General features: G+C 51.5%; 27 protein-coding genes and 2 CRISPR repeat arrays. Of the genes, 9 read left to right on the forward strand and 18 right to left on the reverse strand.

The window, feature by feature from the left end:
• Nucleotides 1-28: 28 nt before the first annotated feature.
• Nucleotides 29-499 (forward strand): 6,7-dimethyl-8-ribityllumazine synthase, encoded by a 471-nt coding sequence (gene ribH, locus E3E29_RS00930; protein ID WP_167909106.1) that lies wholly within the window; start codon nt 29-31, stop codon nt 497-499.
• Here the strand turns inward: ribH and E3E29_RS00935 are convergent.
• Genes E3E29_RS00935 through thiC form a run of 4 tightly spaced genes read right to left on the reverse strand, consistent with a single transcriptional unit; the run spans nt 483 to nt 3,947 of the window.
• Nucleotides 483-1,079 (reverse strand): IMP cyclohydrolase, encoded by a 597-nt coding sequence (locus E3E29_RS00935; protein ID WP_167909107.1) that lies wholly within the window; start codon nt 1,077-1,079, stop codon nt 483-485. The genes ribH and E3E29_RS00935 overlap by 17 nt on opposite strands.
• Nucleotides 1,076-2,008, reverse strand: coding sequence for a formate--phosphoribosylaminoimidazolecarboxamide ligase (locus E3E29_RS00940; protein WP_167909108.1), 933 nt, complete (start codon nt 2,006-2,008; stop codon nt 1,076-1,078). The genes E3E29_RS00935 and E3E29_RS00940 overlap by 4 nt, the downstream gene beginning before the upstream one ends.
• Entirely contained in the window at nt 2,005-2,664 is a 660-nt protein-coding gene (locus E3E29_RS00945; RefSeq protein WP_167909109.1) for a phosphoribosylaminoimidazolesuccinocarboxamide synthase, read from the reverse strand. Before E3E29_RS00945 ends, E3E29_RS00940 begins: the two co-directional genes overlap by 4 nt.
• On the reverse strand, nt 2,661-3,947 hold the full coding sequence (gene thiC, locus E3E29_RS00950) for a phosphomethylpyrimidine synthase ThiC (protein ID WP_167909761.1): 1,287 nt from the start codon (nt 3,945-3,947) through the stop codon (nt 2,661-2,663). The genes E3E29_RS00945 and thiC overlap by 4 nt, the downstream gene beginning before the upstream one ends.
• 94 nt (nt 3,948-4,041) lie before the next feature.
• Between thiC and E3E29_RS00955 the strand changes: the two genes are divergently transcribed.
• Together E3E29_RS00955 and thiD are read left to right on the forward strand one after the other, a co-directional pair.
• The gene (locus E3E29_RS00955) at nt 4,042-4,797 is read left to right on the forward strand and encodes a sulfide-dependent adenosine diphosphate thiazole synthase (RefSeq protein ID WP_167909762.1); all 756 of its coding nucleotides are present in this window, start codon (nt 4,042-4,044) and stop codon (nt 4,795-4,797) included.
• The gene (gene thiD / locus E3E29_RS00960; protein WP_240922716.1) at nt 4,797-6,095 is read left to right on the forward strand and encodes a bifunctional hydroxymethylpyrimidine kinase/phosphomethylpyrimidine kinase; all 1,299 of its coding nucleotides are present in this window, start codon (nt 4,797-4,799) and stop codon (nt 6,093-6,095) included. The genes E3E29_RS00955 and thiD overlap by 1 nt, the downstream gene beginning before the upstream one ends.
• 8 nt (nt 6,096-6,103) lie before the next feature.
• On the opposite strand, the gene E3E29_RS00965 is transcribed toward thiD, so the two are convergent.
• From E3E29_RS00965 to E3E29_RS00980, 4 genes are read right to left on the reverse strand one after another with little or no spacing between them, the layout of a single operon-like run.
• On the reverse strand, nt 6,104-7,084 hold the full coding sequence (locus E3E29_RS00965) for a PIN domain-containing protein (RefSeq protein WP_167909110.1): 981 nt from the start codon (nt 7,082-7,084) through the stop codon (nt 6,104-6,106).
• On the reverse strand, nt 7,074-7,547 hold the full coding sequence (locus E3E29_RS00970) for a hypothetical protein (protein WP_167909111.1): 474 nt from the start codon (nt 7,545-7,547) through the stop codon (nt 7,074-7,076). Before E3E29_RS00970 ends, E3E29_RS00965 begins: the two co-directional genes overlap by 11 nt.
• Complete coding sequence (locus E3E29_RS00975) at nt 7,544-8,005, reverse strand: DUF2284 domain-containing protein (protein WP_167909764.1); 462 nt, start codon at nt 8,003-8,005, stop codon at nt 7,544-7,546. Before E3E29_RS00975 ends, E3E29_RS00970 begins: the two co-directional genes overlap by 4 nt.
• Before the next feature lie 44 nt (nt 8,006-8,049).
• Entirely contained in the window at nt 8,050-8,772 is a 723-nt protein-coding gene (locus E3E29_RS00980; protein WP_167909112.1) for an SDR family NAD(P)-dependent oxidoreductase, read from the reverse strand.
• A gap of 113 nt (nt 8,773-8,885) precedes the next feature.
• On the opposite strand from E3E29_RS00980, the gene E3E29_RS00985 reads away from it, so the two are divergent.
• Both E3E29_RS00985 and E3E29_RS11945 read left to right on the forward strand, forming a co-directional pair.
• The gene (locus E3E29_RS00985) at nt 8,886-9,359 is read left to right on the forward strand and encodes a YbhB/YbcL family Raf kinase inhibitor-like protein (RefSeq protein WP_167909113.1); all 474 of its coding nucleotides are present in this window, start codon (nt 8,886-8,888) and stop codon (nt 9,357-9,359) included.
• Between the two features lie 51 nt (nt 9,360-9,410).
• Entirely contained in the window at nt 9,411-9,533 is a 123-nt protein-coding gene (locus tag E3E29_RS11945) for a hypothetical protein (RefSeq protein WP_277346680.1), read from the forward strand.
• A gap of 190 nt (nt 9,534-9,723) precedes the next feature.
• On the opposite strand, the gene E3E29_RS11685 is transcribed toward E3E29_RS11945, so the two are convergent.
• Nucleotides 9,724-9,933 (reverse strand): hypothetical protein, encoded by a 210-nt coding sequence (locus tag E3E29_RS11685; RefSeq protein WP_240922717.1) that lies wholly within the window; start codon nt 9,931-9,933, stop codon nt 9,724-9,726.
• On the opposite strand from E3E29_RS11685, the gene E3E29_RS11690 reads away from it, so the two are divergent.
• From E3E29_RS11690 to E3E29_RS00995, 3 genes are all read left to right on the forward strand, one after another.
• Nucleotides 9,907-10,200 carry a hypothetical protein gene (locus tag E3E29_RS11690; protein ID WP_240922718.1) on the forward strand — a complete coding sequence of 98 codons (294 nt, stop codon included), beginning with the start codon at nt 9,907-9,909 and terminating at the stop codon, nt 10,198-10,200. The genes E3E29_RS11685 and E3E29_RS11690 overlap by 27 nt on opposite strands.
• A 29-nt stretch (nt 10,201-10,229) precedes the next feature.
• Nucleotides 10,230-10,997, forward strand: coding sequence for a CGP-CTERM sorting domain-containing protein (locus tag E3E29_RS11695; RefSeq protein ID WP_240922719.1), 768 nt, complete (start codon nt 10,230-10,232; stop codon nt 10,995-10,997).
• Between the two features lie 86 nt (nt 10,998-11,083).
• Nucleotides 11,084-11,731, forward strand: a complete 648-nt coding sequence (locus tag E3E29_RS00995; RefSeq protein ID WP_167909765.1) for an alanyl-tRNA editing protein — start codon at nt 11,084-11,086, stop codon at nt 11,729-11,731.
• 67 nt (nt 11,732-11,798) lie between these two features.
• Here E3E29_RS00995 and E3E29_RS01000 read toward each other — a convergent pair whose 3' ends face one another.
• Entirely contained in the window at nt 11,799-12,998 is a 1,200-nt protein-coding gene (locus E3E29_RS01000) for a hypothetical protein (RefSeq protein WP_167909114.1), read from the reverse strand.
• 15 nt (nt 12,999-13,013) lie between these two features.
• Here E3E29_RS01000 and E3E29_RS01005 point away from each other — a divergent pair, with 15 nt between their 5' ends.
• Nucleotides 13,014-13,268, forward strand: coding sequence for a hypothetical protein (locus E3E29_RS01005; RefSeq protein ID WP_167909115.1), 255 nt, complete (start codon nt 13,014-13,016; stop codon nt 13,266-13,268).
• 37 nt (nt 13,269-13,305) lie between these two features.
• Here E3E29_RS01005 and cas3 read toward each other — a convergent pair whose 3' ends face one another.
• The 8 genes from cas3 to cas6 all read right to left on the reverse strand — a co-directional run bounded on the left by cas3 (nt 13,306) and on the right by cas6 (nt 23,591).
• The gene (gene cas3, locus E3E29_RS01010) at nt 13,306-15,405 is read right to left on the reverse strand and encodes a CRISPR-associated helicase Cas3' (protein ID WP_167909116.1); all 2,100 of its coding nucleotides are present in this window, start codon (nt 15,403-15,405) and stop codon (nt 13,306-13,308) included.
• Between the two features lie 3 nt (nt 15,406-15,408).
• Nucleotides 15,409-15,897: a CRISPR-associated protein Cas4 gene (gene cas4, locus E3E29_RS01015; protein ID WP_167909117.1), complete on the reverse strand. Its 489-nt coding sequence runs from the start codon at nt 15,895-15,897 to the stop codon at nt 15,409-15,411.
• Nucleotides 15,894-16,151 carry a CRISPR-associated endonuclease Cas2 gene (gene cas2 / locus E3E29_RS01020; protein WP_167909118.1) on the reverse strand — a complete coding sequence of 86 codons (258 nt, stop codon included), beginning with the start codon at nt 16,149-16,151 and terminating at the stop codon, nt 15,894-15,896. The genes cas4 and cas2 overlap by 4 nt, the downstream gene beginning before the upstream one ends.
• Nucleotides 16,151-17,104, reverse strand: coding sequence for a type I-B CRISPR-associated endonuclease Cas1b (gene cas1b, locus E3E29_RS01025; RefSeq protein ID WP_167909119.1), 954 nt, complete (start codon nt 17,102-17,104; stop codon nt 16,151-16,153). The genes cas2 and cas1b overlap by 1 nt, the downstream gene beginning before the upstream one ends.
• A gap of 62 nt (nt 17,105-17,166) precedes the next feature.
• Nucleotides 17,167-19,396: direct repeats of the CRISPR family, unit length 29 nt; unit sequence CTTTCCACACAATTATGTTCTACGGAAAC.
• Between the two features lie 459 nt (nt 19,397-19,855).
• Nucleotides 19,856-20,548 carry a CRISPR-associated protein Cas5 gene (gene cas5 / locus E3E29_RS01030; protein WP_342764642.1) on the reverse strand — a complete coding sequence of 231 codons (693 nt, stop codon included), beginning with the start codon at nt 20,546-20,548 and terminating at the stop codon, nt 19,856-19,858.
• Entirely contained in the window at nt 20,541-21,524 is a 984-nt protein-coding gene (cas7i, locus tag E3E29_RS01035) for a type I-B CRISPR-associated protein Cas7/Cst2/DevR (protein ID WP_167909121.1), read from the reverse strand. The genes cas5 and cas7i overlap by 8 nt, the downstream gene beginning before the upstream one ends.
• Entirely contained in the window at nt 21,521-22,873 is a 1,353-nt protein-coding gene (locus E3E29_RS01040) for a hypothetical protein (RefSeq protein WP_167909122.1), read from the reverse strand. Before E3E29_RS01040 ends, cas7i begins: the two co-directional genes overlap by 4 nt.
• Nucleotides 22,866-23,591: a CRISPR-associated endoribonuclease Cas6 gene (gene cas6, locus E3E29_RS01045; protein WP_167909123.1), complete on the reverse strand. Its 726-nt coding sequence runs from the start codon at nt 23,589-23,591 to the stop codon at nt 22,866-22,868. The genes E3E29_RS01040 and cas6 overlap by 8 nt, the downstream gene beginning before the upstream one ends.
• Before the next feature lie 103 nt (nt 23,592-23,694).
• Nucleotides 23,695-24,460: direct repeats of the CRISPR family, unit length 29 nt; unit sequence CTTTCCACACAATTATGTCCTACGGAAAC.
• Nucleotides 24,461-24,807: the final 347 nt, after the last annotated feature.

A 24,807-nucleotide genomic window follows, 5' to 3' on the forward strand; every position in this document is an offset into this window, starting at 1 on the left:
AAGGATTATGGAAAACGAGGTGGGGAGCATGGAAGTCCGCGTAATTGAGGGCGAATTTAAGAGCGAAGGCGTAAAGATTGGAGTCGTCGTTGCCCGTTTCAACGACCTTCTGACCAACGAGATCCTCAGCGGTGCCCTCGACTGCTTTGAGAGGCATGGCGTTGAGGGAGTTGACGTCGTTAAGGTTCCGGGAAGCTTTGAGATACCGCTGGTTGCCAAAAAACTCGCCGAGAGCGGGAAGTACGACGCGGTTCTCGCCCTTGGCGCGGTTGTTAGGGGAGAAACGAAGCACTTCGACCTCGTTGCCAATGAAGTCGCCAAGGGAGTCGCCAGCGTTTCCCTTCAGAGCGGCGTTCCTGTCATCTTCGGCGTGATAACCGTCGAGGACGAGCTCCAGGGCTTCAACAGGGCAGGAATTAAGAGCAACAAGGGATTCGAGTACGCGATGGCCGCGCTGGAGATGGCAAATTTGATGAAAAAACTTAGAGGGAAGGAGTGAAGGAAAGACCCCACCCTTTCTCATTTTCAACTATCCCAATAGCGAGCACCTTGTGCTCGAAGGGAAGCCCCATGACCTTTTCAACGAGCTCTTCCTGGTTGGAAAAGTCCACTTCAACACTTTCGAAGCCATCAACATTGTAAGTAGCCGTCAGGAAAGCCCTCCCTTCCCCGAGCTTAAGCTCCCTGACCCAGAGCTTATCCCTTCCGACGAAGCCGAGCCAGCCCCTTTTTTCCCCGCGCTTAATTATCCCCGCTATCCTTGGAGTGTTGTAGTCGTCCCTCTCGTAGTCGAGCGCATCTAAGACGTGGACGAGGGCCTTCCTTGGCTTCTCCCACTCGAGGGCCTGAGCTATAAAGTCCGTGTGGAGGCCGTTGGTGACAACCGCGTAATCCTTCCTCAGCCTCACGACGGGATAGCTCACGTACGGGTTCTCCGTCTCGGTCTGGTTGATTATGTAAACCGCGTTCCCCTTTACCACCGCCCTCCTGTTCGGGAAGGAGCGGGAGCAGAGGAGATAGAATGCGAAGGGCTTTCCTTTGTTCAGTCCTATCCCGAGGGTTCTCCCCACATACCTCACGTTACCACCTCCCCAAGCCTGTCTTCCTCCTCGGCAAGCCTGAGCTCCCTCGCTATCCTCTGCCCCATGCTGAGCCTCTCACCCCAGTAGAGCTCAGAGTACCAGTGGTCGGCGTTGCTCCCCCCGTCTATGCGCGATGCGATGCCTATCGCCCTGAAAGAGCCGTCGTAGGCGAAGTGGAGCGCAAAGGGGCCGATTATCCCTGGAGGTTCGAGCTTTCTCATCGCCTCGACGAAGGCCAGCCCATAGTCATGTAGCTGTGGAAGAAGCGACTCTCTGAGAACCACTGCCCTGTTGCCGGCTATCGTGTACGGAAGCGGCCTTACCGGCCAGCGGGCATTGCCGTCCGCTATAAGAACTCTCTCATCAACGCCGATTAGTTCAAGCCTCCCCATGATCGGCGAGTAGAAGAAGTGGACGTAAAGGTAAACGCCGGGGATAAAGCGCTCGACCCTGTAAGGCTCTTTAAGCTTTGAAAGTTTATCCTCAAGTTCACTGCCCCTTGCAATAAAGTGGCCGCTCCCTCCCCTCGGCCCTTCAATCCTGACGAAGTAGAGCTCGTCCGGCTTAACGTCCTCAGGCTCGACCACCTCAACCCTAGGAATTCCAGCCTTATCGAGGGCCTTATCCTGGAGTTCGAAGGTAGTCTCCCACTTGAGGAAGCGTCTGTTTCCGAAGAACTTGGCTCTGGCCCTTTCTATCGCCTTAAGCCCGAGGTAGGCAACGAACGAGCCGTGCGGGACAGCTATACCGTTGTCGTTCAGGATGGTGCTCATGTCCTCGGTAACCAGGAGCTCATCAACGATTGGGAGGGAGGAGTAGAATGGCTCCCTCTTTGGATTCACGTAGAGCCTTGTCCTAAGACCCTCCTTCTTTGCCCCGAGGAGTATCTGGAGCGAGGAGTGGGAAGCTATCGTGGAAACTATCACACTATCACCTCCCTAAGCTTCTCCTGACTCAGGAGCTTTCCATCCCTCATAATCCGCATCGTGTCGCCGCTCAGCTCGTCTATGACGATAAGCTTGCCGTTTCTCCGGCCGAACTCCAGCTTGAAATCAACAAGCTGAAGGCCTTTTGAACAGAAGAACTCCCTTAGAATCTCGGCGACTATCCGGGTTTTCTCCTTCATCTCCATGACTTCCCCTTCGCTCGCTATTCCGAGCCTCACTATAGCCTCTTCAGTTATCAGCGGGTCCTTCAGGGCATCGTCCTTAAGCGTGAACTCCACTATCCCGAGTGGCGTCAGCTCCTTTACCCAGCCATTGTAACGCCTCAGGAAGCTCCCGTAAGCTAATTCGCGGTAGATGACCTCAAGCGGGATTTTCTCCGCCTTCAGGAAGCGCGCCCTCCTCTTGTCAATCCGCTCAACGAAGTGGGTCCTTATCCCGTTCCTCTCAAGAAGGCGGAAGAAGAACTCCGTCTCATCTAAAACAGCGCTTCCCTTACCCCTCCGCTCACCTATGACCTCGTTGCCGCCGGTGTCTTCCCTTCCGTCCTCGCCGAGTATTGAGTCCTTGAAATGGAAGACGAGATAGGGCCCATCCTCGTAAACGTCCTTGGTCTTTCCGCGGTAGATCCGCCTCACTCCCGCTCACCCGCGAGCATGTCGTTGATGAGCTTTATTGCGCAGAGGTCGCCGCACATCGAGCAGGCCTCCGTCTTCGTTGGCCTCTCCTTCCTTATCTCGATGAAGCGCTCCTTGTCCATCGAAAGCTCGAACTGTTTTGCCCATTTTAACTTCCCTCTTGCGAGGGCCATGAGGTAGTCCTTCCTAAAGTCGGCCTCGAAGCGGGTCAGGTTGACCGCGTGGGCCGCTATCTTCGCCGCTATCACGCCCTGCCTCACGTGCTCCACATCGGGAAGGCCGAGGTGCTCGGCGGGAGTCACGTAGCAGAGGAAGTCAGCCCCGTTAAGGGCCGCTATTGCCCCGCCTATTGCGGCCGTTATGTGGTCGTAGCCGGGGAAGATGTCGGTAACCACCGGCCCGAGGACATAGAAGGGTGCGTTGTCCGTTGCAACCTTGGCCAGCTTCACCTGGGCCGCTATCTGGTCTATGGGGACGTGGCCCGGCCCCTCGACCATGGTTTGGACTCCAGCTTCTCTTGCGCGCCTGACGAGCCTCCCGAGGGTGTAGAGCTCGGCAATCTGAAGCTCATCGCCGGCGTCGGGCAGACCGCCGGGCCTCAGCCCGTCGCCGAGGCTCAAAACCACATCATACTCCCTGGCGAGCTCAAGAAGGTAGTCGTAGTCCTTGTAGAATGGGTTTTCCTCGCCCCAGTGAAGTATCCAGGCCGCCAGAAACGTCCCGCCGCGCGAGACCATTCCGACGGTTCTCTTCGCCCTCTTCATCTTCTCAACGACCTCTTTAGTGACGCCGACGTGGATGGTCGTGTAGTCTACGCCGTCCTTGAAGTGCTTCTCGACTGCTCCCCACATGTCCTCCTCGGTCATCTCTATGATGGCTTTGCCCTTTGCCAGCATTTCCTCCGCGGCCTGGTAGATTGGAACAGTACCGATGGGAACGTCCACGGCGTGCATTATGGTCTTCCTTGTCTCGTCGAGGTCTCCGCCGGTTGAGAGGTCCATTATCGTGTCGGCGCCGTACTTCACGGCGACCTTGGCTTTTTCTATTTCGGCCTTAACGTCAACAATGTCCCTTGAGGTACCTATGTTCGCGTTCACCTTGACCCTGACGCCCGCGCCAACGGCAACCGGCTTAACCCAGTCGTGGCGGACGTTGCGGAAGATGACGGTGTAACCCCTGGCAACGTTCCTCCTCAGTTTTTCGGCGTCTATTCCTTCTCTCTCGGCCACAAACTTCATTTCCTCAGTTATGACGCCCTTCCTGGCTTCCTCAATCTGTGTCATACCAATCACCCGGTTTTATAATCCCTTCATAATAAAGTTTTTAAATCCAAAAACTTAGTTTTGAACGCGGTTTAAAAGGTTTTAGGTGGTAGTCATGAGGGAGATAGAGATAAGCAGGGCAATAGTTGAGGCCTACTCCAACGACATCCTTGATAACCTCCAACTCGACGTTGCCGTAGTCGGCGCCGGCCCCTCCGGAATGGTTGCTGGATATTACCTCGCCAAGGGCGGCGCGAAGGTGGCCATCTTCGAGAAAAAGCTCTCCATCGGGGGCGGGATCTGGGGAGGAGCTATGGGCTTCAACCGTGTCATCGTTCAGGAGAGCGCGAGAGAAATCCTCGACGAATTTGGAGTTGGTTACAGGTCAGCTGGAAACGGACTCTACGTTCTCGACGCGGTAGAACTCGCCTCGACGCTCGCTAGCAAGGCAGTGAAAGCTGGAGTGAGGATATTCAACATGATTGAAGTGGAGGACCTCGTTGTCAAAGATGACAGGGTTTCAGGGTTGGTGATAAACTGGACTCCGGTTATGATGACCGGCCTCCATGTTGACCCGCTCACGGTCGAGGCGAAGTTCGTGGTGGATTCAACGGGCCATGGGGCGCAGATAAGCCAACACCTTCTCAAGCGCGGGCTGATAAAATCTATCCCTGGAGAGGGTCCGATGTGGGCCGAGAAGGGCGAGGAGCTTACCGTCGAGCACACGAAAGAGGTCTTCCCAGGCCTCTACGCAACGGGAATGGCGGCGAACGCCCTGGCCGGAGCTCCCAGGATGGGCCCGATATTCGGTGGCATGCTCCTGAGCGGAAGGAAGGCGGCACTTGAAATCCTTCAGAAGCTCGGAAAGTGATGGAGATGGCAGTGCTCATCATAGCGGGCCTCGACACTGGCGGTGGAGCAGGATTAAAGGCCGATATTGAGACGGTCTCAGCCCTTGGCGAGCACCCGCTCCCCGTGGTTTCCGCGATACCCTACCAGAACCCAGAGGAAGTTAGGGGTATCTTTTCAGTTCCGCCAGGGGCCATCGGGGAGCAGATAAGGGCCGTTAGGGATGCCTTTGAAATCAGGGCCGTCAAAATAGGCCTCCTCCACGGTGGCGCTATAGATCTTGTGGCAGAAGAGACGGAAGGTCTCATTAGAGTCCTCGACCCGGTTATGGCTTCCTCCTCGGGCTTCCGGTTTTTGAGTTCCGAAGATGTGAGGGAACTTAAAGAAAAGCTCATTCCCGGCTCGATAGTCACACCCAACGTCCCTGAGGCGGAGATTTTAACGGGCCTGAAAATAACTTCAGTGGAAGACATAAAAAAGGCTGCTAAGATTCTCGCGGAAGAGATGGGTGCCGAGGCAGCGATCGTCAAGGGCGGGCACCTAAACCTTACCGATATCCTCTACTGGAACGGAGAAATCTTCGAGTTCCCCGGAGAGTACGTTGAAGGCTTCACCCACGGGACTGGCTGTGCATTCTCCTCTGCCTTAGCAACTTTCATTGCCAAGGGGCTTAAGCTTCCAGAGGCGGTTGAGAGGGTCAAGCGCTTCGTTGAGGGAGCAATAGAGTTCTCGAATACTGGGGCAAAAGCCGTTAACCCGCTCTGGGAGCTTCAAAGGGACTCCCAGAGGTGGAGGGCTAAGGAAGAGCTTGAGGAGGCCGTTGATAGGGTTGTGAAAATGGGTGGACTCCTGAACTCCCACGTTCCTGAGGTCGGTACGAACTTCGCCCTAGCAACGGACTTCGGTGAGGTCTTCGCTGTTAAGGGCAGGATAGTCCGCTACGGCAAGACTGTGAAGCCGGTAGGCCCGGTTGAGCTCAACGCCAGCGACCACCTGAGACGTGCCCTCCTCAAGATGAAGGAGTTCTACCCGGAGGTCAGGGCTGTCATCAATATCCGGTATTCGAAAGAGCTCGTCGAGAGGGCAGAAAAGCTTGGACTCAAGGTTTCCTTCTACGACAGGAGAGAAGAGCCCGAGGAAGTAAAGAGGGCCGAGAGGGGCACTATGGAGTGGGGTATCGAGCGCGCCGTGGAGGGGCTTGGAGAGCGGCCCGACGTGATCTATCACCTCGGTGACTGGGGAAAGGAGCCGATGATACTGGTCTTTGGAAGGAGTGCGGAGGAAGTCATAATGAGGGTTCAAAGGCTTGTTGAGCTATAGGACATTTCTTAATCTCCCATTATCTTTTCCAGCTTCCTGCAGAGGTCGAGATGGAAGAGGAATTCTTTCTCAATCTCCTTATCCTCAAAGACTAGCTTTAGCTCATTGAGCCTATTCTTTCCCCCAAACTCGCCGTAAACCAACGTCCCGTTCACCTCGATAAGGCCGAAGACGGCGGCGAGGTTGAAGATGAGAGTCCTGAGCTGGTAGGCAGATACTTCATGGTTGTCCAGTTTGGCTGTTGGGTACTCAAAGTAGAAGTATTCCAGTCCCTCCATTCTGGCGACGTCCGTTACTGCCAGATCAGCGGTCAGGAAAACAACTAGGGTTGGGCTCATCTCGTCGTAGTGCTTGAGGGTCTTAACGATGAGTTCATCATTGTTGTGGCCTTCACCATAGCGTTCAACGATAATCAACCTATTCTTCAGCGCCTCGAACTCCTTGAGGGCTATGTAAGCGGCTTTCCTCGACTTCTTAATCCTCCTGTTGCTAAGCTCTCTGAGGAGATGGCCATTCCTAACGGTCTCCATTATCTCGTGGAGGTAGTTTGAGCGGTACTTGTAGTTCATGGCCCCCTCTATCTCGTTTTTCACATCCTCGGCGACGACTATCTGGTATCCGTCGAGGAGGCGGTAGTTTGAGATGAAGCGGTGGTAGAATACGTTGGTGTCAGGAGCAAAAACGACGCCCTTTTTGAGAACCCTGTAGAGCTCAAGCATCCTCTCAAAGCCCTCTATGTTGTCGTAGACTATTATGCCTGACGAGATGAAGGCCTCGTAGAAGTCGGAGTAGGAGGGCAGCTCGGGATGCCTCACTCGGAAGTCCCTCTTCTCGGCCTTGACCTGGACGGTGTAGCCTCCCTCGGAGGGCCTAGCCGTGAAGAGAAGTGCATCGTATATGGGGAAAGAAACGCGGAGTTCTCCCTTCTCTTGGAGGAGGTTGATGAGTATCTGGAGCTCGGGCTTCTCAATAATGACCTCACTCATCATTCTCCTCCCCCAGGAAGTTCTTGAGCACCTGCATGTGCTTAGGAAGCATTATGTAGGGTCTATTCGGGAACTGGACATCTAGGAGGGCCATGTAGAGGATTTCTCTCACGTTCGACTCCCTGCTGTGAATTATCGCGGCAGTCACCAACGCCTTCCTCCCGGAAGTCATGTTGAGGATTATATCTCCATCCTTTTCCCCAAGCTCGGAGAAGAGGCTTCTGAGAACCCTGTCGGCCTCTTTGAAGTCGTCATCTGATATGACGAGGGTTTTTACCTTGGGAGAAAATCCATATACCTCAGATATCGTCTTTATCGCCTTGGTTATCTTCGGCAGGTTGTGTGAGTACCTTCTCTCGGTTATGATATAGACTTCCTTTGGTCTCTCGCCCCTCATGAGTGAGGCGTAGTAGGTGTTCACTAGCGCCCAGGGAGTTCTCCCGAGCAGGGCTATATGGACGCTCATTCGACCATCACCATCCCGTAGAGGACGCTTTCAGAGAAGTCCATCTCAACGAGCGAGCTTATCTCTATTCCAACCGCATCTATGCTCGGCCTAACTTTCTCTGGCATTCTACAGGGTTTTCCCCTCTCGAACGGGCAATCGTCGCAAAGGTTGCAGTTGCCTGGAAAGAGTGCCATTGCGTAGAGCTTTCCTTCCTTGAAAAGTTCGGCTTCCTTTTTCAGAAGCCACAGGAGAACCTTCCTCTTCTCGGCCTCGAAGTCCTTCGTATCAATCTCAAACTTTACAAGAAGGGCCTTTTTGAAAGATTTAACCCACTCCTTGGCTTCCTTCCAGTCCGGGGCATAGGGAGGACAGCCCGGCCTCTTCCCGTACATTGGACAGGCCCTGCACTTCCAAACCGGCCTCGGTGAGACGGTTATCTTCTCCGCTGGAATTTCTTTCTCCCACAGCACCATCATCTTGCCCACAGAAAAGGGTAGGAAGGGAAGGTTAAAACGTTTCCTCAGTCCATCAGCCTGCCGCCGTTGACGTCCACGACCTCACCCGTTATGTGGTCGTTTTCAAGGAGAAATATCACTGCGTGGGCTATCTCCTCGGGCTTCGCTATCTCCCCGGTAATGGAGAGCTTCCTGAGCTTCTCCTTTATCTTGGGGCTTATCAGTCCAGTATCCACCGGACCGGGGGCGACGGCGTTGACAAGTATGTCCGGCGCCAGGTGTCTCGCGAGGTTAAAGGTCAGGGCTATAAGGCCTCCCTTCGAGGCCGCGTAGTGAGGCCCGACCGTTCCTCCATCCTTGCCCGCTATAGAGGCTATGTTCACTATCTTGCCTTTCTTCATGTACCTGAGCACTTCCTGCGTGACAATGAAGGCACCCTTGAGGTTAACCCCGAGGACTGCGTCCCAATCTTCATCGGTAACATCCATTGGCTTCAGAGCCTTTCCGAGTATTCCAGCATTGTTTATGAGGATGTCTACTCCGCCGAAGCGTTCAACGACCTTCCCCACCATCGCCCTTACTTCTTTCCTGTTCCTAACGTCGGCCTTCACAATCATGGCCTCTGCCCCGGCCTCCCTGCAGAGCCTCTCAGTCTCCCTTGCCCCCTCTTCGTCGTGGGCGTAGTTTATGGCCACCTTTGCCCCCTTCTTCGCGAGGGCCACGGCTATGGCCCTCCCAATCCCCCTTGAGGCTCCTGTAACGAGGGCAACTTTTCCGGCCAGCTCCATATTATCACCGGGGGAATTTAGGCATTTCTTCCCAAAAACCTTTTTACTCCCAATGACGTAACTAAAACCATGAGGGAGTTGCTTCCGGATGTCTCTCCGGAGGGGGTGAGAAGATGGAGAAAACCCTTGAAGTAGGCTCCGCCTTCCACGAGGGGGAGTTCATACCGAAGGAGTACGCCTGCGAAGGCGATGATACAAACCCGCCGATCTACATCGGCAACATCCCGCCTGAGGCAAAGAGCCTCGTGATTATCGTCGATGACCCCGATGCGCCCGCTGGAACCTTCACCCACTGGATAGCCTGGAACATCCCACCCGTGGGCGAAATCCTCTCATGGATACCAAAGAAGACCGAGACCGATGAGCCGATACACATCGTTCAGGGGAGGAACAACTTCGGCAAGATCGGCTACAACGGCCCATGTCCCCCGAGGGGACACGGCATCCATCACTATCACTTTAAGGTCTACGCCCTGGACACAGAGCTCCACCTCAAGCCTGGGTCATCGAGGAAGGAGCTGGAGAAGGCTATGGAAGGCCACGTTATAACCTGGGGCGAGATAGTTGGCCTCTACGAGAGGGGATGAGCTCCTAACTCCGAACGGAAAGCTTATATCATGGAGGCTGGACTACCTTCGGTGATTCCAATGGAGAGAGGGCTTTCCTTTGTAGTCGTTTTTCTGCTGCCGGGAGCGCTCTTCAGCGTTTTGTCTTTCCTAGGAGCTTCAGCGGCGCCGAACTACACCTACAGTGCGTCTTAACCCAGCCGGCTCCGAGAGCCCCGGCTATAACTACGCCGGGCTCTACAATAACGCTGATTCCCAAGAGCGGCGTTCAAATCGTGGGCCTTGAGATAATCTCAGTCCTCTACGGCCTGTATACCCGCCAGGTTCTTGGGAATGAAAACGGAACTATAACGGCCAAAGTCCCGGACGATATCGTTCCTGACGGCTACTCCCTCATCGTGAACACCTCCAGCAACCGGACCATAATCCCAACGGCATCTACGTCTTCAAGAAGTTCCCCGACGTTCTTAACATCGCCCAGGTCAGTGATACCCACATAACCAGCGGTGCCAAAATCGGATACGTCTGTGGAAACTACTTCCAGAGGGATATCTTCAAGCTCGATGAGATGTGCTCCAACCCGATACCTCTTCACAGTGCCACCGCCGCCGACAGCGCCTACACCTACTGGGCAATGAACCCCAATGCGACTCTAACAGTAAACACCGGTGATGACGTTGACACCGCCGGTGACTACGCCGGATACAAGGTCATGCTCGACATAATGGATAGAACCTCCGCCGCGGGCAGGCTCGTTGTGAACATAAAGGAGAACCACGATGACCCGCCCGTCGTTTTCCAGAAGCTCATCGGTCCCAGATACTTCTATGAAACGATTTCACCTGGTACGGCAGCAACCTGATTACCATCTACGCCAACGGAACCATCGAGATGAAGCCCGTCATGGAGGCCTTTGGAACGGTCTTCGGCAACTTCACCTCCCTGCCAGTCCCACATAGGTTCATCGTCTTCAGGCACAATGGTGAGGACGGTACCGCACTCAAGGTCACATACACAGTCCTCGGCGAGAGAACCATCGGGGACAAGCACTACCTGCTCCTCAACGTGACCATACCCGTTGGAACCTGGCAGATAGTCGCCTCCAATGGCGCGGATTCAGAGAAGCCCATTCTCAGGATAGCCTACACCTCCCCGAGTAGGCCCAGGCCAGGAAGGCCCTTCAAGCTCTACCTCTCTGCCACGGACAACATTGGAATAAGGGACATGTACGCGGTCGTCTACGACAAGGCCACTAGAAAGGAGGTCTCATACGGCAATGTCTCAAAGTTCCCGGCAGAGCCGACCAGTGGTAAGGAGGACAACAAATACTACGTCTTCCAGTTCCCAGCCCTTAACCAGTCCGACTACGAGATCAAGGTCATCGCCGTCGACTTCTACAACAACACCGCAGAGGCCACCAAGGAGATAAACTTCGCCCCTGCAACCACTACCACCAGTTCCTCCTCAAGCAGCACTACAAGCTCAAGCTCCAGCACAACCCAGACCACCACGACTACCACATCCAGTACCGGCCCGAGCAGCACCCCACAGTCGAGTACTACTCCGTCTTCAAGCAGCAGGAAGGGAACGAGCATTTGCGGTCCGGCGGCCATCGTCGGCCTTGCCATCATACCACTCCTCCTGAGAAAGAAGAAGTGAAAGGCTTTCGTTTTCCTTCCTTTTCTTCTCCCCACCTTTTCGATACTCATTTAAATGGCGGCACTTATTTTCTTGTGGTGATTATGATGGCCACAAGGAAGCTCTACTACGAGGATGCCTACATGAGGGAGGCCAAGGCGAAGGTTTTGGAGAGTAAGGACAACGCCCTCCTCCTCGACCAGACGGTGTTCTACCCCACCGGCGGCGGCCAGCCCCATGACAGGGGCACGATAAACGGCGTTGAAGTCCTTGACGTCTACAAGGACGAGGAAGGGAACGTCTGGCACGTTGTTGCTGAGCCCGAGAAGTTCAAGGTTGGGGACGAGGTCGAGCTTAGAATCGACTGGGACTACCGCTACAAGCTCATGAGGATTCACAGCGCGATGCATCTGCTTGACCACGTGCTCAACGAAGTTCTTGGAAAAGGCAAGTGGAAGCCCTACGGAAGCGGTATGAGTGCCGAGAAGGGCCGCTACGACATAGAGTACCCGGAGAACGTCAACCAGTACAAGGGGAAGATAATCGAGCTCTTCAACCGCTACGTTGACGAAGGCGGCGAAATGAAGATATGGTGGGAAGGAGAGACAAGGCTGACCCAGATAAGGGACTTCGAGCCGATTCCCTGTGGAGGAACGCACGTGAAGGACATAAGGGAGATAGGGCACCTCAAGAAGCTCAAGCGGTCCAGCCTTGGAAAGGGTAAACAGAGGCTTGAGCTGTGGCTTGAGGAGTGAGTTTGGAACTTTTTACTTTTAGATTTTCGACTTGTTATTCCCTCTCTTAAATTGCTGGGCTCTGTATCTAAACTCTCAGTCCTTTTTTTCTCGATATCACGAGGGCAGCCAGTGAGGTTATAACCGCAATAATGCTTAGTACCAACGATGCTTTATCCCATGGATTGCCCTCTTCTTCTGGGACGCCCTTCGTGGCATAAACATTGACTGCATAGATGTTTTTGTCTGGGATTCCATCAAGGAACTCTATCGGGGCAATACCTAACGAGTCAAGCTTTGTTTCAAAATAATCCTTTCCATCGCTCCAGACCCATAGATACCTCCCGTTGAATCCCACCGTGAGTTTCAATGCTCCCTTTGGAAGTGAGACCTTACCGCACTTTCTCCTGGGCCATTTCCCGTAGCATACACGTCCCCCTTTGACATACAGCTCTTTAGTCTCCCCGTGTGACGTGACGAACTTCAGAAGGGTGAAATCGTTTCCCCTCCAGAAGAACTCGCCTTCGACTTTAACATCTTCATAATAGGAGGAAATCCCCATCTGGCAGCCCTTATGCCGGGGGATTATAAAGGGAAACCCATCCTCCGCTGGATAATATGACTGATACGGAATGAGGACGTACCCATAGACCCCAGTTATGAACTTCGCCCGCTCCCCGCTCAATTTTACGAGGACTTCCCCGGATGGTTTTTCGTCGCTGAGGTCAACCCAGTACTCTGGCGGAGCTGGAGTTCTATTGACCTCTTTCCCTTCCCATGACACATCAACGCTCAGTGGAAGTTTTGGGACGTACGTCCCATTTTCATATATGGTATTGCTCTCAAGGTAGATGGCCACGAGCTTCCATGGGACGTTTATCCTGAAGGTGCCGTTTCCAAGGTTCTCAAACCCGACCTTTGTGAGCAGGTACCTCCGGTACTCCCCCTTGATTGTATCAGGGAACATGTTCGGCTGATATTCCGGACTGACGGAGACGTTTATCGGGCAACTCGCGTTGAGGTAGAGCTCGGGGTTCCTCCCACCGGGGAATATGTAGTCGGTAAGCCTGAACTCCCCTCTCCGGTTGATATGAATGGCAAAGCTCTGGATTGAGATATCATCCTTGAAAACTCCCACCAGCCAACCGTTGCAGGAGGCATTGTAATGAACTGTTGCGTCGTTGAGTGTGTATCCGGGTGGAGCATGGAACGAGACGGTAACGTTGCTGGCTGAGGCCAAGGTAGAGGTTAGTAAAACCACCAATAGGAACGGGATTAATCTCCTCATGGTGTTGTATTGGAAGTGGGCACTATAAAAATTTTTCGAGATTTTGGGGTTGTAAATATAAAACGGAATGAGAAGAATGGCAGTGAGCCACCCGCACGTCAGAAGACCAACAAGTATCAAGATGAACCCCAGGATGTTCCCGGTTATATCCTAAGGATATATACGTGGGATCGTTATCTTGCCCTTGGCCTCTTTGGCCTTGCCTTCATCAAACAGTACCTCGGCCTCTACCAGGGGCTATTTCAGCGTGAGGAGACAAACCAGATTTGAACATAGCCTCCATTGGGGTTAAGAAAAGGAAGTTGGTCTAAAAAATCAGCTCTTTCTTCCCTTCAATTATCCCAACCTCACTGTCATAGTCTATATCAATTCCAAAGACACCGAACCTGTTGTAGAGATCCTCATTGTAGACTTTGGCCTCGTTCAGCACCCAGATCGGGACGTTGAGGCTATGCTCTATGACATAGACCGTCGCCTCTAGGCGCTCCCTTTCACTCAAGTTTTCCCATCCGGAGGCTAATTCCGCTGCTTTATCCAAGAACGGCCGTGGAACCGCAGGCAGGCTCACAAAGGTGTCCCTTGTGGTCAGCCAGCCTTCACTTCCCTTCCAGCGCGTCAGAGTTTTCAGAGTCCTGAGCAGGGGGTGCTCCTCAAGCCCCCTCTCGTATTTTTCCCAGATGTTGAAGTAGAACTCGTCGTTGATCTTCAAGAGGTCAAGTTCGCTCGTAATACCTGACAGTTCTCCTATGAGGCCTAAGCTTGTGTTGAATGCATCTTTGTCGTAGGGCAGGTGCCTCCGCTTCCCCTCTGGCTTGAAGATATGAACCCTTCCTTTCTTCCTTCCCCTCCTGTTCACCCTTCCAAAGCGCTGAATAAGGGCGTCAATAGGCGCGGCCTCCGTGTACATCACATCGTAATCTATGTCCAGTGAAACCTCAACCACCTGGGTGGCAACGAGGACTCCGCTTTCTATTCTTTCCACCAGCTTCATCTTTTCCTCCTTGTCCTCGTTGATGAAACGGGAGTGGAAGAGGTATACTTTATCTTCCCCGAGCTCATCCCTAAGCTCCTCGTAGAGTTTTCTGGCCCTCGTTACGGTGTTTGCAACGACCAGAACTTTCCCTCTCTCTTTTTTGATGTCTTCCACCGCGTTCTTTAGGGGTTCTCCTTCTACGTTTACCTCCACTCTCTTTCTGGAGCGGTATCTGTCCGCGATGGTCTCGAAGGGGAGGAGCGGTTTTAGCCCCCGCTTTTTAAGCTCCTCCGCGAGGGGAGTTGGAAGTGTGGCGGACATAACCGCCACTTGAGTTCCAAGGTACTTCCTGACGTATTCGATGGCGTCCAGTATAAGCGAAAGCGTGAAAGGTGTGTAAGCATGAATCTCATCAATTATCCAGTAGGCACCCCTGAGGGAAAACTCTCTCACCGGAAAGCGCGGATAGTTCAAAAACGCCAGCAGGATTTGATCAACAGTTGATACAAAGATGGGCCTCATGGCGTAGCGGTGGAACAACTTCTCATCGAGCGCCCCTCTGCGGTAGAGACTTAGGAAGAGCATGCTATGGGCGAAGGACACAGTGTCGCTCCCAAAAGTGGCCTCAAAGCGCCTTCTCATGGCCTCGGTGGTGGTTATCGTCGGGAGGGAATAGATGACCTTGGTGGCGCCCTCGGGCGTGGCCAGAAGGCTCGTTTCCGTCTTTCCGTCTCCTGTCGGGAGTCTGAAATATCCACCACCCCTCCCAAGAACGGCAGACTGGTATGGCCTGAGGGAGAACCCCCTATGTGACAGGTAATTTATCACACTCTCCCGAACCGCACTCCTGTCATTGAGGTGGTATGAATCCGCGGAAAGCCCCGCGCTATCCAGCCAGTCGGAAACCCTCAGAAGGCCGTTGAAGAGGGTGTACAATGCCCTCAGCTTAATGGGGTCGATGTTATAATCATATTCCAAATCCCCGCCGATGACACTCTCCCTAAGCCCCCACACGAAGTCTGAGGGTTCTGAGATGACTTCCCCATCAACAACCAAACTTTCTTTCTTCGTCATCTCATTCTGATACAGCCCCTCGTGAAGGTCCGAGTGGTGGGTGAGTATCGAAACCAGGGCTATTGTCCTGTATGGTTCCTCGCAATTCAGAAAGTGGCTGGCTAATTCTAAGCCGAGGTAGGCGTGGGGTGGAGCCCGTTTCAGTTTGCCGTTCAGCTTTGCCTGGAATCTGTCATCGAGCTTCCCGACGTCGTGGAGGAAAGCGTGCATAACCAGGCAGCTATCCAGCCTTTCATCGTGGGGTATCCGCTGAAGAAGCCTTGAGGCCGTTGTCTTCACCCCATTGGAGTGCTCGTAGAGGCTCCTATCCGGCTTCGCTTTCTTCCTCTTCATGAGTTCTATCAGTTCTTCCCAATCCATATCTTACACCCAGCAAAAATCCCTGTATGCGCATTTTTTGCAGTATGGTTTCCTCTCAGCTTTTGGAGGGCGCTCAAGGGATATAACTCTTTTGATATCCTTAATAGCCCTCTCCAGGATGGCAATGTCCTCATCGGAAATAACTACCTCCTCTCGCTTGCCTTCCGCAGGATACGCGATTATGCCCTTCGCATTGGTGCCTGCCTTCTTTAGGAGGTAAAGGTAGTACTTCAGCTGCCACAGGGCGGGCTCTTCCAACTTTGAGCTCTTTTTGACCTCAACGACCTCGACTCCTCCTCGTTTGATGACGACGTCGAGTTTGGCGTCTCCGAGCATGACCTCCTTCCATTCTCTCTCATAGGATTCGCGGTGGATAACCCTACCAATCAGCATGTCCTCGTTTTCAAAGTCAAACTGGAGCCCCCTTGAGAAGAACCACAACTCTCTCTTGCACGTGAAGTAGTACTGAATCATAACACCCGTTATCCTCAAATTACATCCCCCACCGGACTTTTGTCCACTCCGATGACATGAAGATTGAACCTGTCGTTCGGAAGCTCGTAAATCAGCACGGAGTCTTCCTCGCCGATGAGGCTCTTGAGTGTCCTTTTTATTTCATAAAGCTGTGCTCTGCTGACTTCCCCTTCAAAAACACTGTTCTGGCGCCAGTGGAGGTGGGTTCTTAGGAAGCGGTGCACCTTTGCAACGCGCTTGACATCCACATCGTAGACCACGATGACGTACATCACCACCACGCCCGCAGGGATTTGTACTTTCCATCTCCTAAGAAGTGCCTGACAAGGGAGTAGCCCTCAAGCCGGATTATATAGCGCACCGAGGTCTTCCTCTTGAGCCTTGGATGAAGAACCTTCTTACCCAGCTCCCCGTTCAGCTCGCTCAGGAACGTTTTGAGGCCTTCTCTGTTGAGCATCACGCCGATGTCCCTTTCAAAGTGCTCCTCCTTTATCTGCCGCCTGTTCACGAGTCTTAGGATAACTCTGAAGACGGTTATGGGCTTGAAGATGTCTGCTATATCGAGGGCCAGTGAATAGCGCCTCTCGAGGGGCTCGTGGAGAAAACTGACTGCTGGATGGAGATAAGTCTTGCGAATTTCCGAGAGGGTGACCGTGTACAGGATAGAGTTTCCGAGGCTTATCAGGGCGTTCACCTCGTCCCGCGGAGGTCTACGGTTCCTCTCGCTGAACTCGAAGTGATTCAGAAGAGTTGCGTATATCCCGTAGAACTCCTTCCAGAGCTGGCTCTCAACTCCCATGAGCTCTGCCGGTGTTGTTCCCCCCACTTCCATTTCCATGATGCTTGTGTAGTTCGCCCTCTGGGATTTGAGGAAGGCCACCATTGAGGCCTTTATGCCCTCTATGAACTGCCCTGCCACGTAGAGCCTCTTTTGGGGGTCAAGATAATGTTCGGCCTGCTTTATAACGACGGTCCCGCTCGTCTGCCCTTCAACCGGCATGTATGAGCCCCTGTAGTAGCCGTACTTGTTGTAAAAGTGCACAGGCACGTTTTTCTCCGAGAGGAGTTTCATGGCCCCACTGGTTAGACTGACCGGTTTAAAGCAGTGGATTTCGCTGGTCGAGTTTATGGGTATCGCCTTTTTCTCATTCTCGTTTTCAAGGAAAAGGGTGTTTCCCCTCCTCTCAAGCACCCCCATCTGGGTTATGTATACGGGCCGTTTCATAACATCACCGCACGACTACGTTCTACGGAAACGGGGGGACGTTCCGTCCCCCACTTCCCCCTCGTTCTACGCAATTATGCTCTACGGAGACTCGGCAAAAGTGAACCGGTACTTTATGGTGTACACCTTTCCACACAACTATGTTCTACGGAAACGTGGGGACAGAAACGAACACAAGAGGAATTTCAGGAGTTTTCTTTCCACACAACAATGTTCTACGGAAACCATCGCCGCGGCTTTAGCTTTCCCCGGAATGCCCTCTTTCCACACAATTATGTTCTACGGAAACCCGACTTCGCGGTTGGCGAGGTCGTTGATACCATTCCCTTTCCACACAATTATGTTCTACGGAAACACGCTGGCAGGGGCCTACTTCGGAGCGTGACCCCATCTTTCCACACAATTATGTTCTACGGAAACGCTTCCGCTTCGTCAGCACCCACATTGCGTTATGCTCTTTCCACACAATTATGTTCTACGGAAACAGACTTCTATGGACGCTGGAGTTAGTGAACCAAGGTTGCTTTCCACACAATTATGTTCTACGGAAACAGCTTTATGTGTATCTCGGCGGGGGCTTCTTGCCCCGCCTTTCCACACAATTATGTTCTACGGAAACTCGTTACGGGATAGGGAAGAACAAGCAACGGAACCCCACTTTCCACACAATTATGTTCTACGGAAACGGGGAGAAGAAGGGAGGCACCGACTCGCTCATAACCGCGTTGACTTTCCACACAATTATGTTCTACGGAAACGTGGATCAATGATGACCTGCTCCCACAGGGACTGTCTTTCCACACAATTATGTTCTACGGAAACGGGCAGACAGTGACAATAACAATTTACCACCCTGTGCCCGCTTTCCACACAATTATGTTCTACGGAAACTGCTACCGCGGCATTGATGAACCGGGAAACAAACCCGTCTTTCCACACAATTATGTTCTACGGAAACTTTGATGAGCAGGAAGTTACCGACGTGGCGGCGGCATCTTTCCACACAATTATGTTCTACGGAAACGGGTCTTTTTTTACACTCAGGTACTCTTTGGTAGTGTCTTTCCACACAATTATGTTCTACGGAAACCTGGGACAGTACGAACAAGCAGGCGAAAATCTGGACTTTCCACACAATTATGTTCTACGGAAACATCCTCTGCAACAACCGGCCAGCTTGACGCCGCCTTCTCCTTTCCACACAATTATGTTCTACGGAAACTTGGCCATCGCTTGCGAGTTCGTCTTCACGATAGCCACTTTCCACACAATTATGTTCTACGGAAACTGTAAAGGATAAGACCCTCCCTCTCGAAGATGTCCTCTTTCCACACAATTATGTTCTACGGAAACCCATTAATAGGTTGGATTTTCGTGGCAAAATGCTTATTTGCTTTCCACACAATTATGTTCTACGGAAACGAAGAGGCCTCTCCTACTCCGAGGGCCTCCATAAGAACTTTCCACACAATTATGTTCTACGGAAACCATTATTTTGGAACTTTCCCCGGTTATTCCACGCCGCCTTTCCACACAATTATGTTCTACGGAAACATTACATTACACCCCCTTTGGGTTTTTCACAAGGGGCTTTCCACACAATTATGTTCTACGGAAACGTGATAGAGTGCAAACATCGTGATTAGGGCGTTTGAGTTGCTTTCCACACAATTATGTTCTACGGAAACCCACTTTCACCACCTTCTCCTGATTGCTGAAATCGTCTTTCCACACAATTATGTTCTACGGAAACTCTTATAATTGCAAAATCTTTCCCAAAACCGGAGGTGGTCCTTTCCACACAATTATGTTCTACGGAAACGAGTGGGTAAGGAAGAATTTTGGTTTGGAAATTATAGAGTCTTTCCACACAATTATGTTCTACGGAAACCCGTAGAACGAGCAAAGCCCCAGTGTTCAGAAACTACTTTCCACACAATTATGTTCTACGGAAACATTACCCCCAATGCAAAAAATAGCCATAGCAAAGAGCCACTTTCCACACAATTATGTTCTACGGAAACTGTCCCCGTGCTGGATGCTATCTCGCCACGCCCAGTCCAGCGCTTTCCACACAATTATGTTCTACGGAAACCTCGAAACGGCGAAGGGTGAAGTGGCCCTCGGTTACGTCTTTCCACACAATTATGTTCTACGGAAACTTATGTCCAAGTCAGTCTCCCCCGTCGAACCCGTTTCTTTCCACACAATTATGTTCTACGGAAACGAGCGTGGAAAGTCTTTGAAGCGTGCACGTAGCCGTCTTTCCACACAATTATGTTCTACGGAAACCCTCACTTTTTTTCCTTTGATTTATGAATAGAATACTGTTTAGGCTCCTATTTAAGGATTTCTATGAAAACCTGTGTCACTGCGCATTATTTATAAACCCGACACAAAAATGGAGAACCGGCAAAAAGGCCTGAAATTGTTATTACAGGTTTTAAATCATCAAAGGGGAATCCTCCAGCAATCGAAGAGGACTTTAGCGATTTTACGCATGATCCGGCACTTAAAAACAAAATCCACGATTAATTCGAGCCTCTTAACTATTCAAACTCAAAGAACTTTGTCCCAGTGGCGTGTTTAGAGCTTCTTAGATTTTCTTTGCAAAATGTGTCTATTTGTCTGATCCTTACCACAAGGTGATAAACAGAAAACAAAAACTCTTCTAACAGGTTGAATGTCGCTTTATAGATTCTAAATCAATTGAAATTCATAAATAAAGGTGAATGAGAGAAAAATAGAGCTTTAAAACACAAAAACCGGCTCTCCATCGAAGAGTAGCACGTTCACCGGATTGGCCAGCTCCACAAAGCCCCCTGCAAAGGCCACGACTTTCCTGTAAATCGCTCTCCTACTCTTCCCCTTGTATACAAAGTTCACAGGCATCCTGTATTCCCTTGGAAAGAGGTTGTTCTTTCTCATCAGGATGAACCGGGCACCTTTCTCGTACGCTTCGCCTGGGATGACGCTCCTGAGCGTGGATTCTTCTGTCTCTTCGACGTCAACCATGCGGAAGTAGTTCCTTCGCGCTGGATAGACCACACTTTCGCTGTCCCCCAGATAGGGGGTGAAGACCGGGTCTAAGAGGGCGTCGTGGGCTTTCTCTATCGCCCCCTCGTCCCCAGCGAAGAACATCCTGTACATTGGCATGTGGAACAGGGTCTTTGTTATCGGATACAGTGGGGAGTTCGCGCTCTTGAATATTGCGGCCTTTTCCTCGACCCTTGAGCCTGGATTCTCAATGATAACACCGTAACGGAGCTCTTTGAGCAGCTTCTTGAATCCCTCTTCCGGGAGGCCCATCGCGCCTGCTAACATTCCTATCGCCGTCGTCCTTGGCGGGAAGGGATAGCTGTCGAGGAGGAGGGAGTTGTAAGGCACCCTGAAATGGGCCTGCAGGGGTCTGACCTCAACTACGAGGCCCAGCACGTCACTCACCGAGCTCAAGCTTTTCTATCCTTTCTCTCAGCTCTCTCATGCCGAGTACTTCGACCTTCCCGGAGCCCTCAAAGGTCTTTCTGAGCTCCTCCACGTTGGCGAAGCGGTTCTCGAAGAGGCCGATGTAGAGTTTTTCTATGTTGCTCTCAAACGTCTCGACGGTCTCTTTAAGGAGGTCAACGTCGAGGAAGAGCTTTCTATCAACGTAGCCGGGCTTCACACAGAGGGCGTCTCCGATGACGGGTATCTTGTGCTTCAGCAGGGCGACGACCATCACCTCAGGATAGACCTTCGTGAAGAAGTTGCTCAGCTTTGCGCCGCCATAGTACTGCATTATCGCCTTAAGCAGGGCTTTCAGGCGCTTCTCTCTTTCTCCCTTCGGGAGGACGTAGAGGGTGACCTCATTTCCAGTGGCGTCCTTCTCCTTCCTCTCCTCAAGCCCCTGGAGCTTCGGAACCTCAAGGCCCTCCTTGAAAACGCCGAGCCTGTCTACCTCTATGAAGAAGTTGCCCCTCATGACGTTGGTTGTTATCTCCGTCTCGTAGATGTTGTGGTTGTCTCCGCTCGGGTCGTAGCGGACTCCAAAGTCTCTGTCCTCTTGGTATGGGAAGAGCGATATCATGCCGTTCGTCCTGACGACGGCCGTCCTCCTCAAGGTCGCGTTCTTTCCGTCGACCTTCTTGGCTATCATGTAACCGAAGAGGTCGTCATCTATGTAGTTGTGAGGCTCACCGAGTGAAACTATGACCTTCTGGCCACCCTCGCTCTTGGGAACGACCTGGCTGAGCTTCCAGCCGAGCTCCTTGAGGAGCATCCTCAGGTGGTATTTGGTGCTCTGACCGCTCACGCGGACGTACTCCCTTCCATCCACGGGATCACGGACCTTTTTGAGGACAGATATAACTCCTTCAGTCCCGTTTGAGTTCAGGTTTGCCCCTTCAACTTTTGTGAGGGTAACAACCTCAATAGCCTTCATTCAGATCCCTCCTTTGGGTTCTTGTCAATGTTATCCTTCTTTCCCTGCCCGTAAAGGGCATTGAGCATACCGTTAAGGAGTATGGCCTTCAAGACCTTCCATTCGCCCTGGTTCTCGTACACTGGCCTCAGGTCAAAGTTTTCTTCCAGTTTGCCCTGAAGCTCGACCAGCTTGTTCAGGAACTCCTCAAAGCCCCTGGCTCTAAAGAGCTCCCACTGGTAGCGCTCGAGGTTCGTTCCCTTCATCTTCATTCCAAGACTGTAGCCGAGTCCGTTCACCTGCTCAAACGTTTTAATGTCCACAACACCACCTCCAAATACATTCAGATATGAGTGTGCCCATGTGTAGTAATAGGGCGGGAGGGTCAGCTTGCGCTTGAGCCGCTCCATAAATATCGTGTTCAAAAGAACGAAATCAAACTTCCCTTCGAGCAGTTTCCTCACGAACTCCTCGCGCTCAAGGTAGTTCTTGGAGCGGTCCTTTCCGCGCGGGATTTCAAGGTTCTCGTAGAAGGTGACAACCGCGGAGTCCCAGGCGTCAAGGTGTCTCTTTCCCCAGTTCATCTCCTTTCCTGCATTCTGAACCCTGTCTATGAAGCCGATGAGCTTTTCGAGGGTCGTTCCCTCTATCACGTGCTCCCGGTAGAACTGTCCGGCGCCGTATACCAAGTACGTTCTAACTGTTCGTCCAGTCTCCAGAGTTTTCTTCAGCATCCTTCTCCGCTTCAGGAACTTGACGAATTCGTGAAGGACTGAGAAAAATGCCTCGTTTGGATGGTATCTGCTGAGGGTAAGAGAAGTTCTGATTGAGTACTGCCTCTTTCCCTTTTTCTCCTGGGAGACGACTTGAAAATGCTCCCTCCAAAAGCCCTCTTTAAACGTCCGTTTGAACCGCGCTAAATCCCTCTCTGGAGCATCGAAGAAGAACTTAAGCATTCCCTCCCCCGTTGGAACCGTGTAAAGGTAAGCCATGGCCGCATACAGCTTGAAGGCGTGCTCTGAACACAGGCTCAGCCTGTTGCTTTCATCAACGATGGAGTCTATCTTCCGCTCGAATGGAAATATGAAAGCTCTGTTGGGAACTACCTCCGTTTTCTTCCCGCAGATGGAGCACGTGCCTTTTTTGCCACTTGTTAGCCCCGAGAGAATGTCCTTGGTCTTTCCAGATAATTCAAACCCAAATCTCCTTAGGATGGCTATCGCTTCTGCATCGGACTCCACGGAGACGTAGCCATTGGTCATCTCGCTGATAGGCTTTAGATATGCCCTGGAGATTGCCTCGGGTGTAACCGTAGCCATACCGATCTCCTTCAAAAACAGCTCCCCGTTTTTGAGATAGGCATCAAGCACGTCCTTCCCCCCTTATGGGATTGAGGAATCCGAATCCCAGGCTGTTCTTCTCCCCCAACCCAGCCTCCATAATGAATCTGTAAAACTTTCTTTCTTGAGGTTCTATCCTCTCTTTCTCCAGAAGCTCCCAGTTGGAGCCTATGACTGGAAACGGGACTCCGTTCTTCACGACCTTTACGTAGACGTCAAGTTTGTTGTTATTGCGCACCTTCGGGATGAGCCTATCGAAGAGAGGCCCCTCAAGAATGAAATCATCATTGTAGAACGCATTGTACTTCCGTTCTGCATTGTCTTTGAGTCTCTCAAGGAAGAACCAAAGGTCTCTGTGGGCATGGAGCTTGAAGTACTCGTCCTCTTCGGAGTTCCTGTAGATTACAATTGGCGAACCCGTCTGGAACCTGTTTCGGAGTGGGAGCTTGAACTTTTTGATCTCCACTACCCTGTACTCGTCATTTCCTATGTAGACACTTTCCCTTTCCTTAACCGCAGACTGAAGGGCTCGAATAAAACCCGAATCCGGCGAAGAAACCAAAAACGTCGCCTTCCCTTCTCTGTCCACAAAGAAGTCTGAGAACGTGAAAAACTTGAACTTGGGCTGATCGTGTCTCTGCCCGTACTCGGTTCCCTTCAGCATGTGGTAAATAAAGCCCTGAACTGCGTGCTTGTTTGGGCGGGAAAATTTGCCATTTTGGGGTATTAATGACAATTTTAGTCGCATAATTTTCACCGGACAGCACGAACTGCCAGATATGTGTTTGACTGTTAAAGTTTATAAACCTTACTAATATCTTTTGGAATTCCTAAGGCAGAACGTCGCGTTGCTTTCGATACAGAAGTGTCCTACGGAAACGTGGGTGTTCGCCGGGACCGAGGTCCCGACATAATGACCTCTTTCCACACAATTATGTCCTACAGAAACAAAAGGTGTGGGAGATTGCAGAAGGCAACGATGAGCTCTTTCCACACAATTATGTCCTACGGAAACAAACCCCTAGGTTCCCACGGGGGCTCTCATAGATACTGCTTTCCACACAATTATGTCCTACGGAAACTCTTAGCTCTGGCAACATCGGAATAGTCCACGACGACAGCTTTCCACACAATTATGTCCTACGGAAACAATCCGCTTGCATGTCCTCCACGTCTATCGATTGCCCCTTTCCACACAATTATGTCCTACGGAAACACGATAGAAGATTGAGGTGGTGAAGAATGGCGAACCAATGGATCTTTCCACACAATTATGTCCTACGGAAACGCTATTAGGTGCTGTTTTTTGTGTCGGGTTCCCGCTCTTTCCACACAATTATGTCCTACGGAAACGGAAGTTGGGATTTCAGCTACGTCTCAGGAAAGGAGCAACTTTCCACACAATTATGTCCTACGGAAACAAGAAACTAAAAACACTCCCGGACGTCCATGAATACATCTTTCCACACAATTATGTCCTACGGAAACTTTTCTTAGCTTTTTGATTATTCCCGCTATTGTGGCTTTCCACACAATTATGTCCTACGGAAACAGTTATTCAGTCTGAACACTCCCAGAAAGCCAGGTTCTTTCCACACAATTATGTCCTACGGAAACTCTCACTCTTTTTCCTTTAATTGGCAAATAAGACACTGTTTAAGCTTCTATTTAAGACTTTCCATGAAAACCTGTAGCACTGCAGACCATTTATAACCCTGTCACAAAAATAGAGGAGCTTTTTCAGTCATTTTGTGCTTCATTGCGAATAGGAACCGGGTTCTATGAGCACACCAAACAATCGAAATCGTGTTTTTCAGAATTGAATAAGTTAGTGCGATTAAAAATTTGATCTATGGCTGTTTAGGGTCGTTTAACTATCTAAACTGGCCTTACGATTGCTCAATCCACTTTTTAGGACTTTTTCAGCTTTATTTCTCAAATGGACACATTTTGTCAAAGATTAC

The sequence above is a fragment of the Thermococcus sp. Bubb.Bath genome, from assembly GCF_012027595.1.
Classification (GTDB): domain Archaea; phylum Methanobacteriota_B; class Thermococci; order Thermococcales; family Thermococcaceae; genus Thermococcus.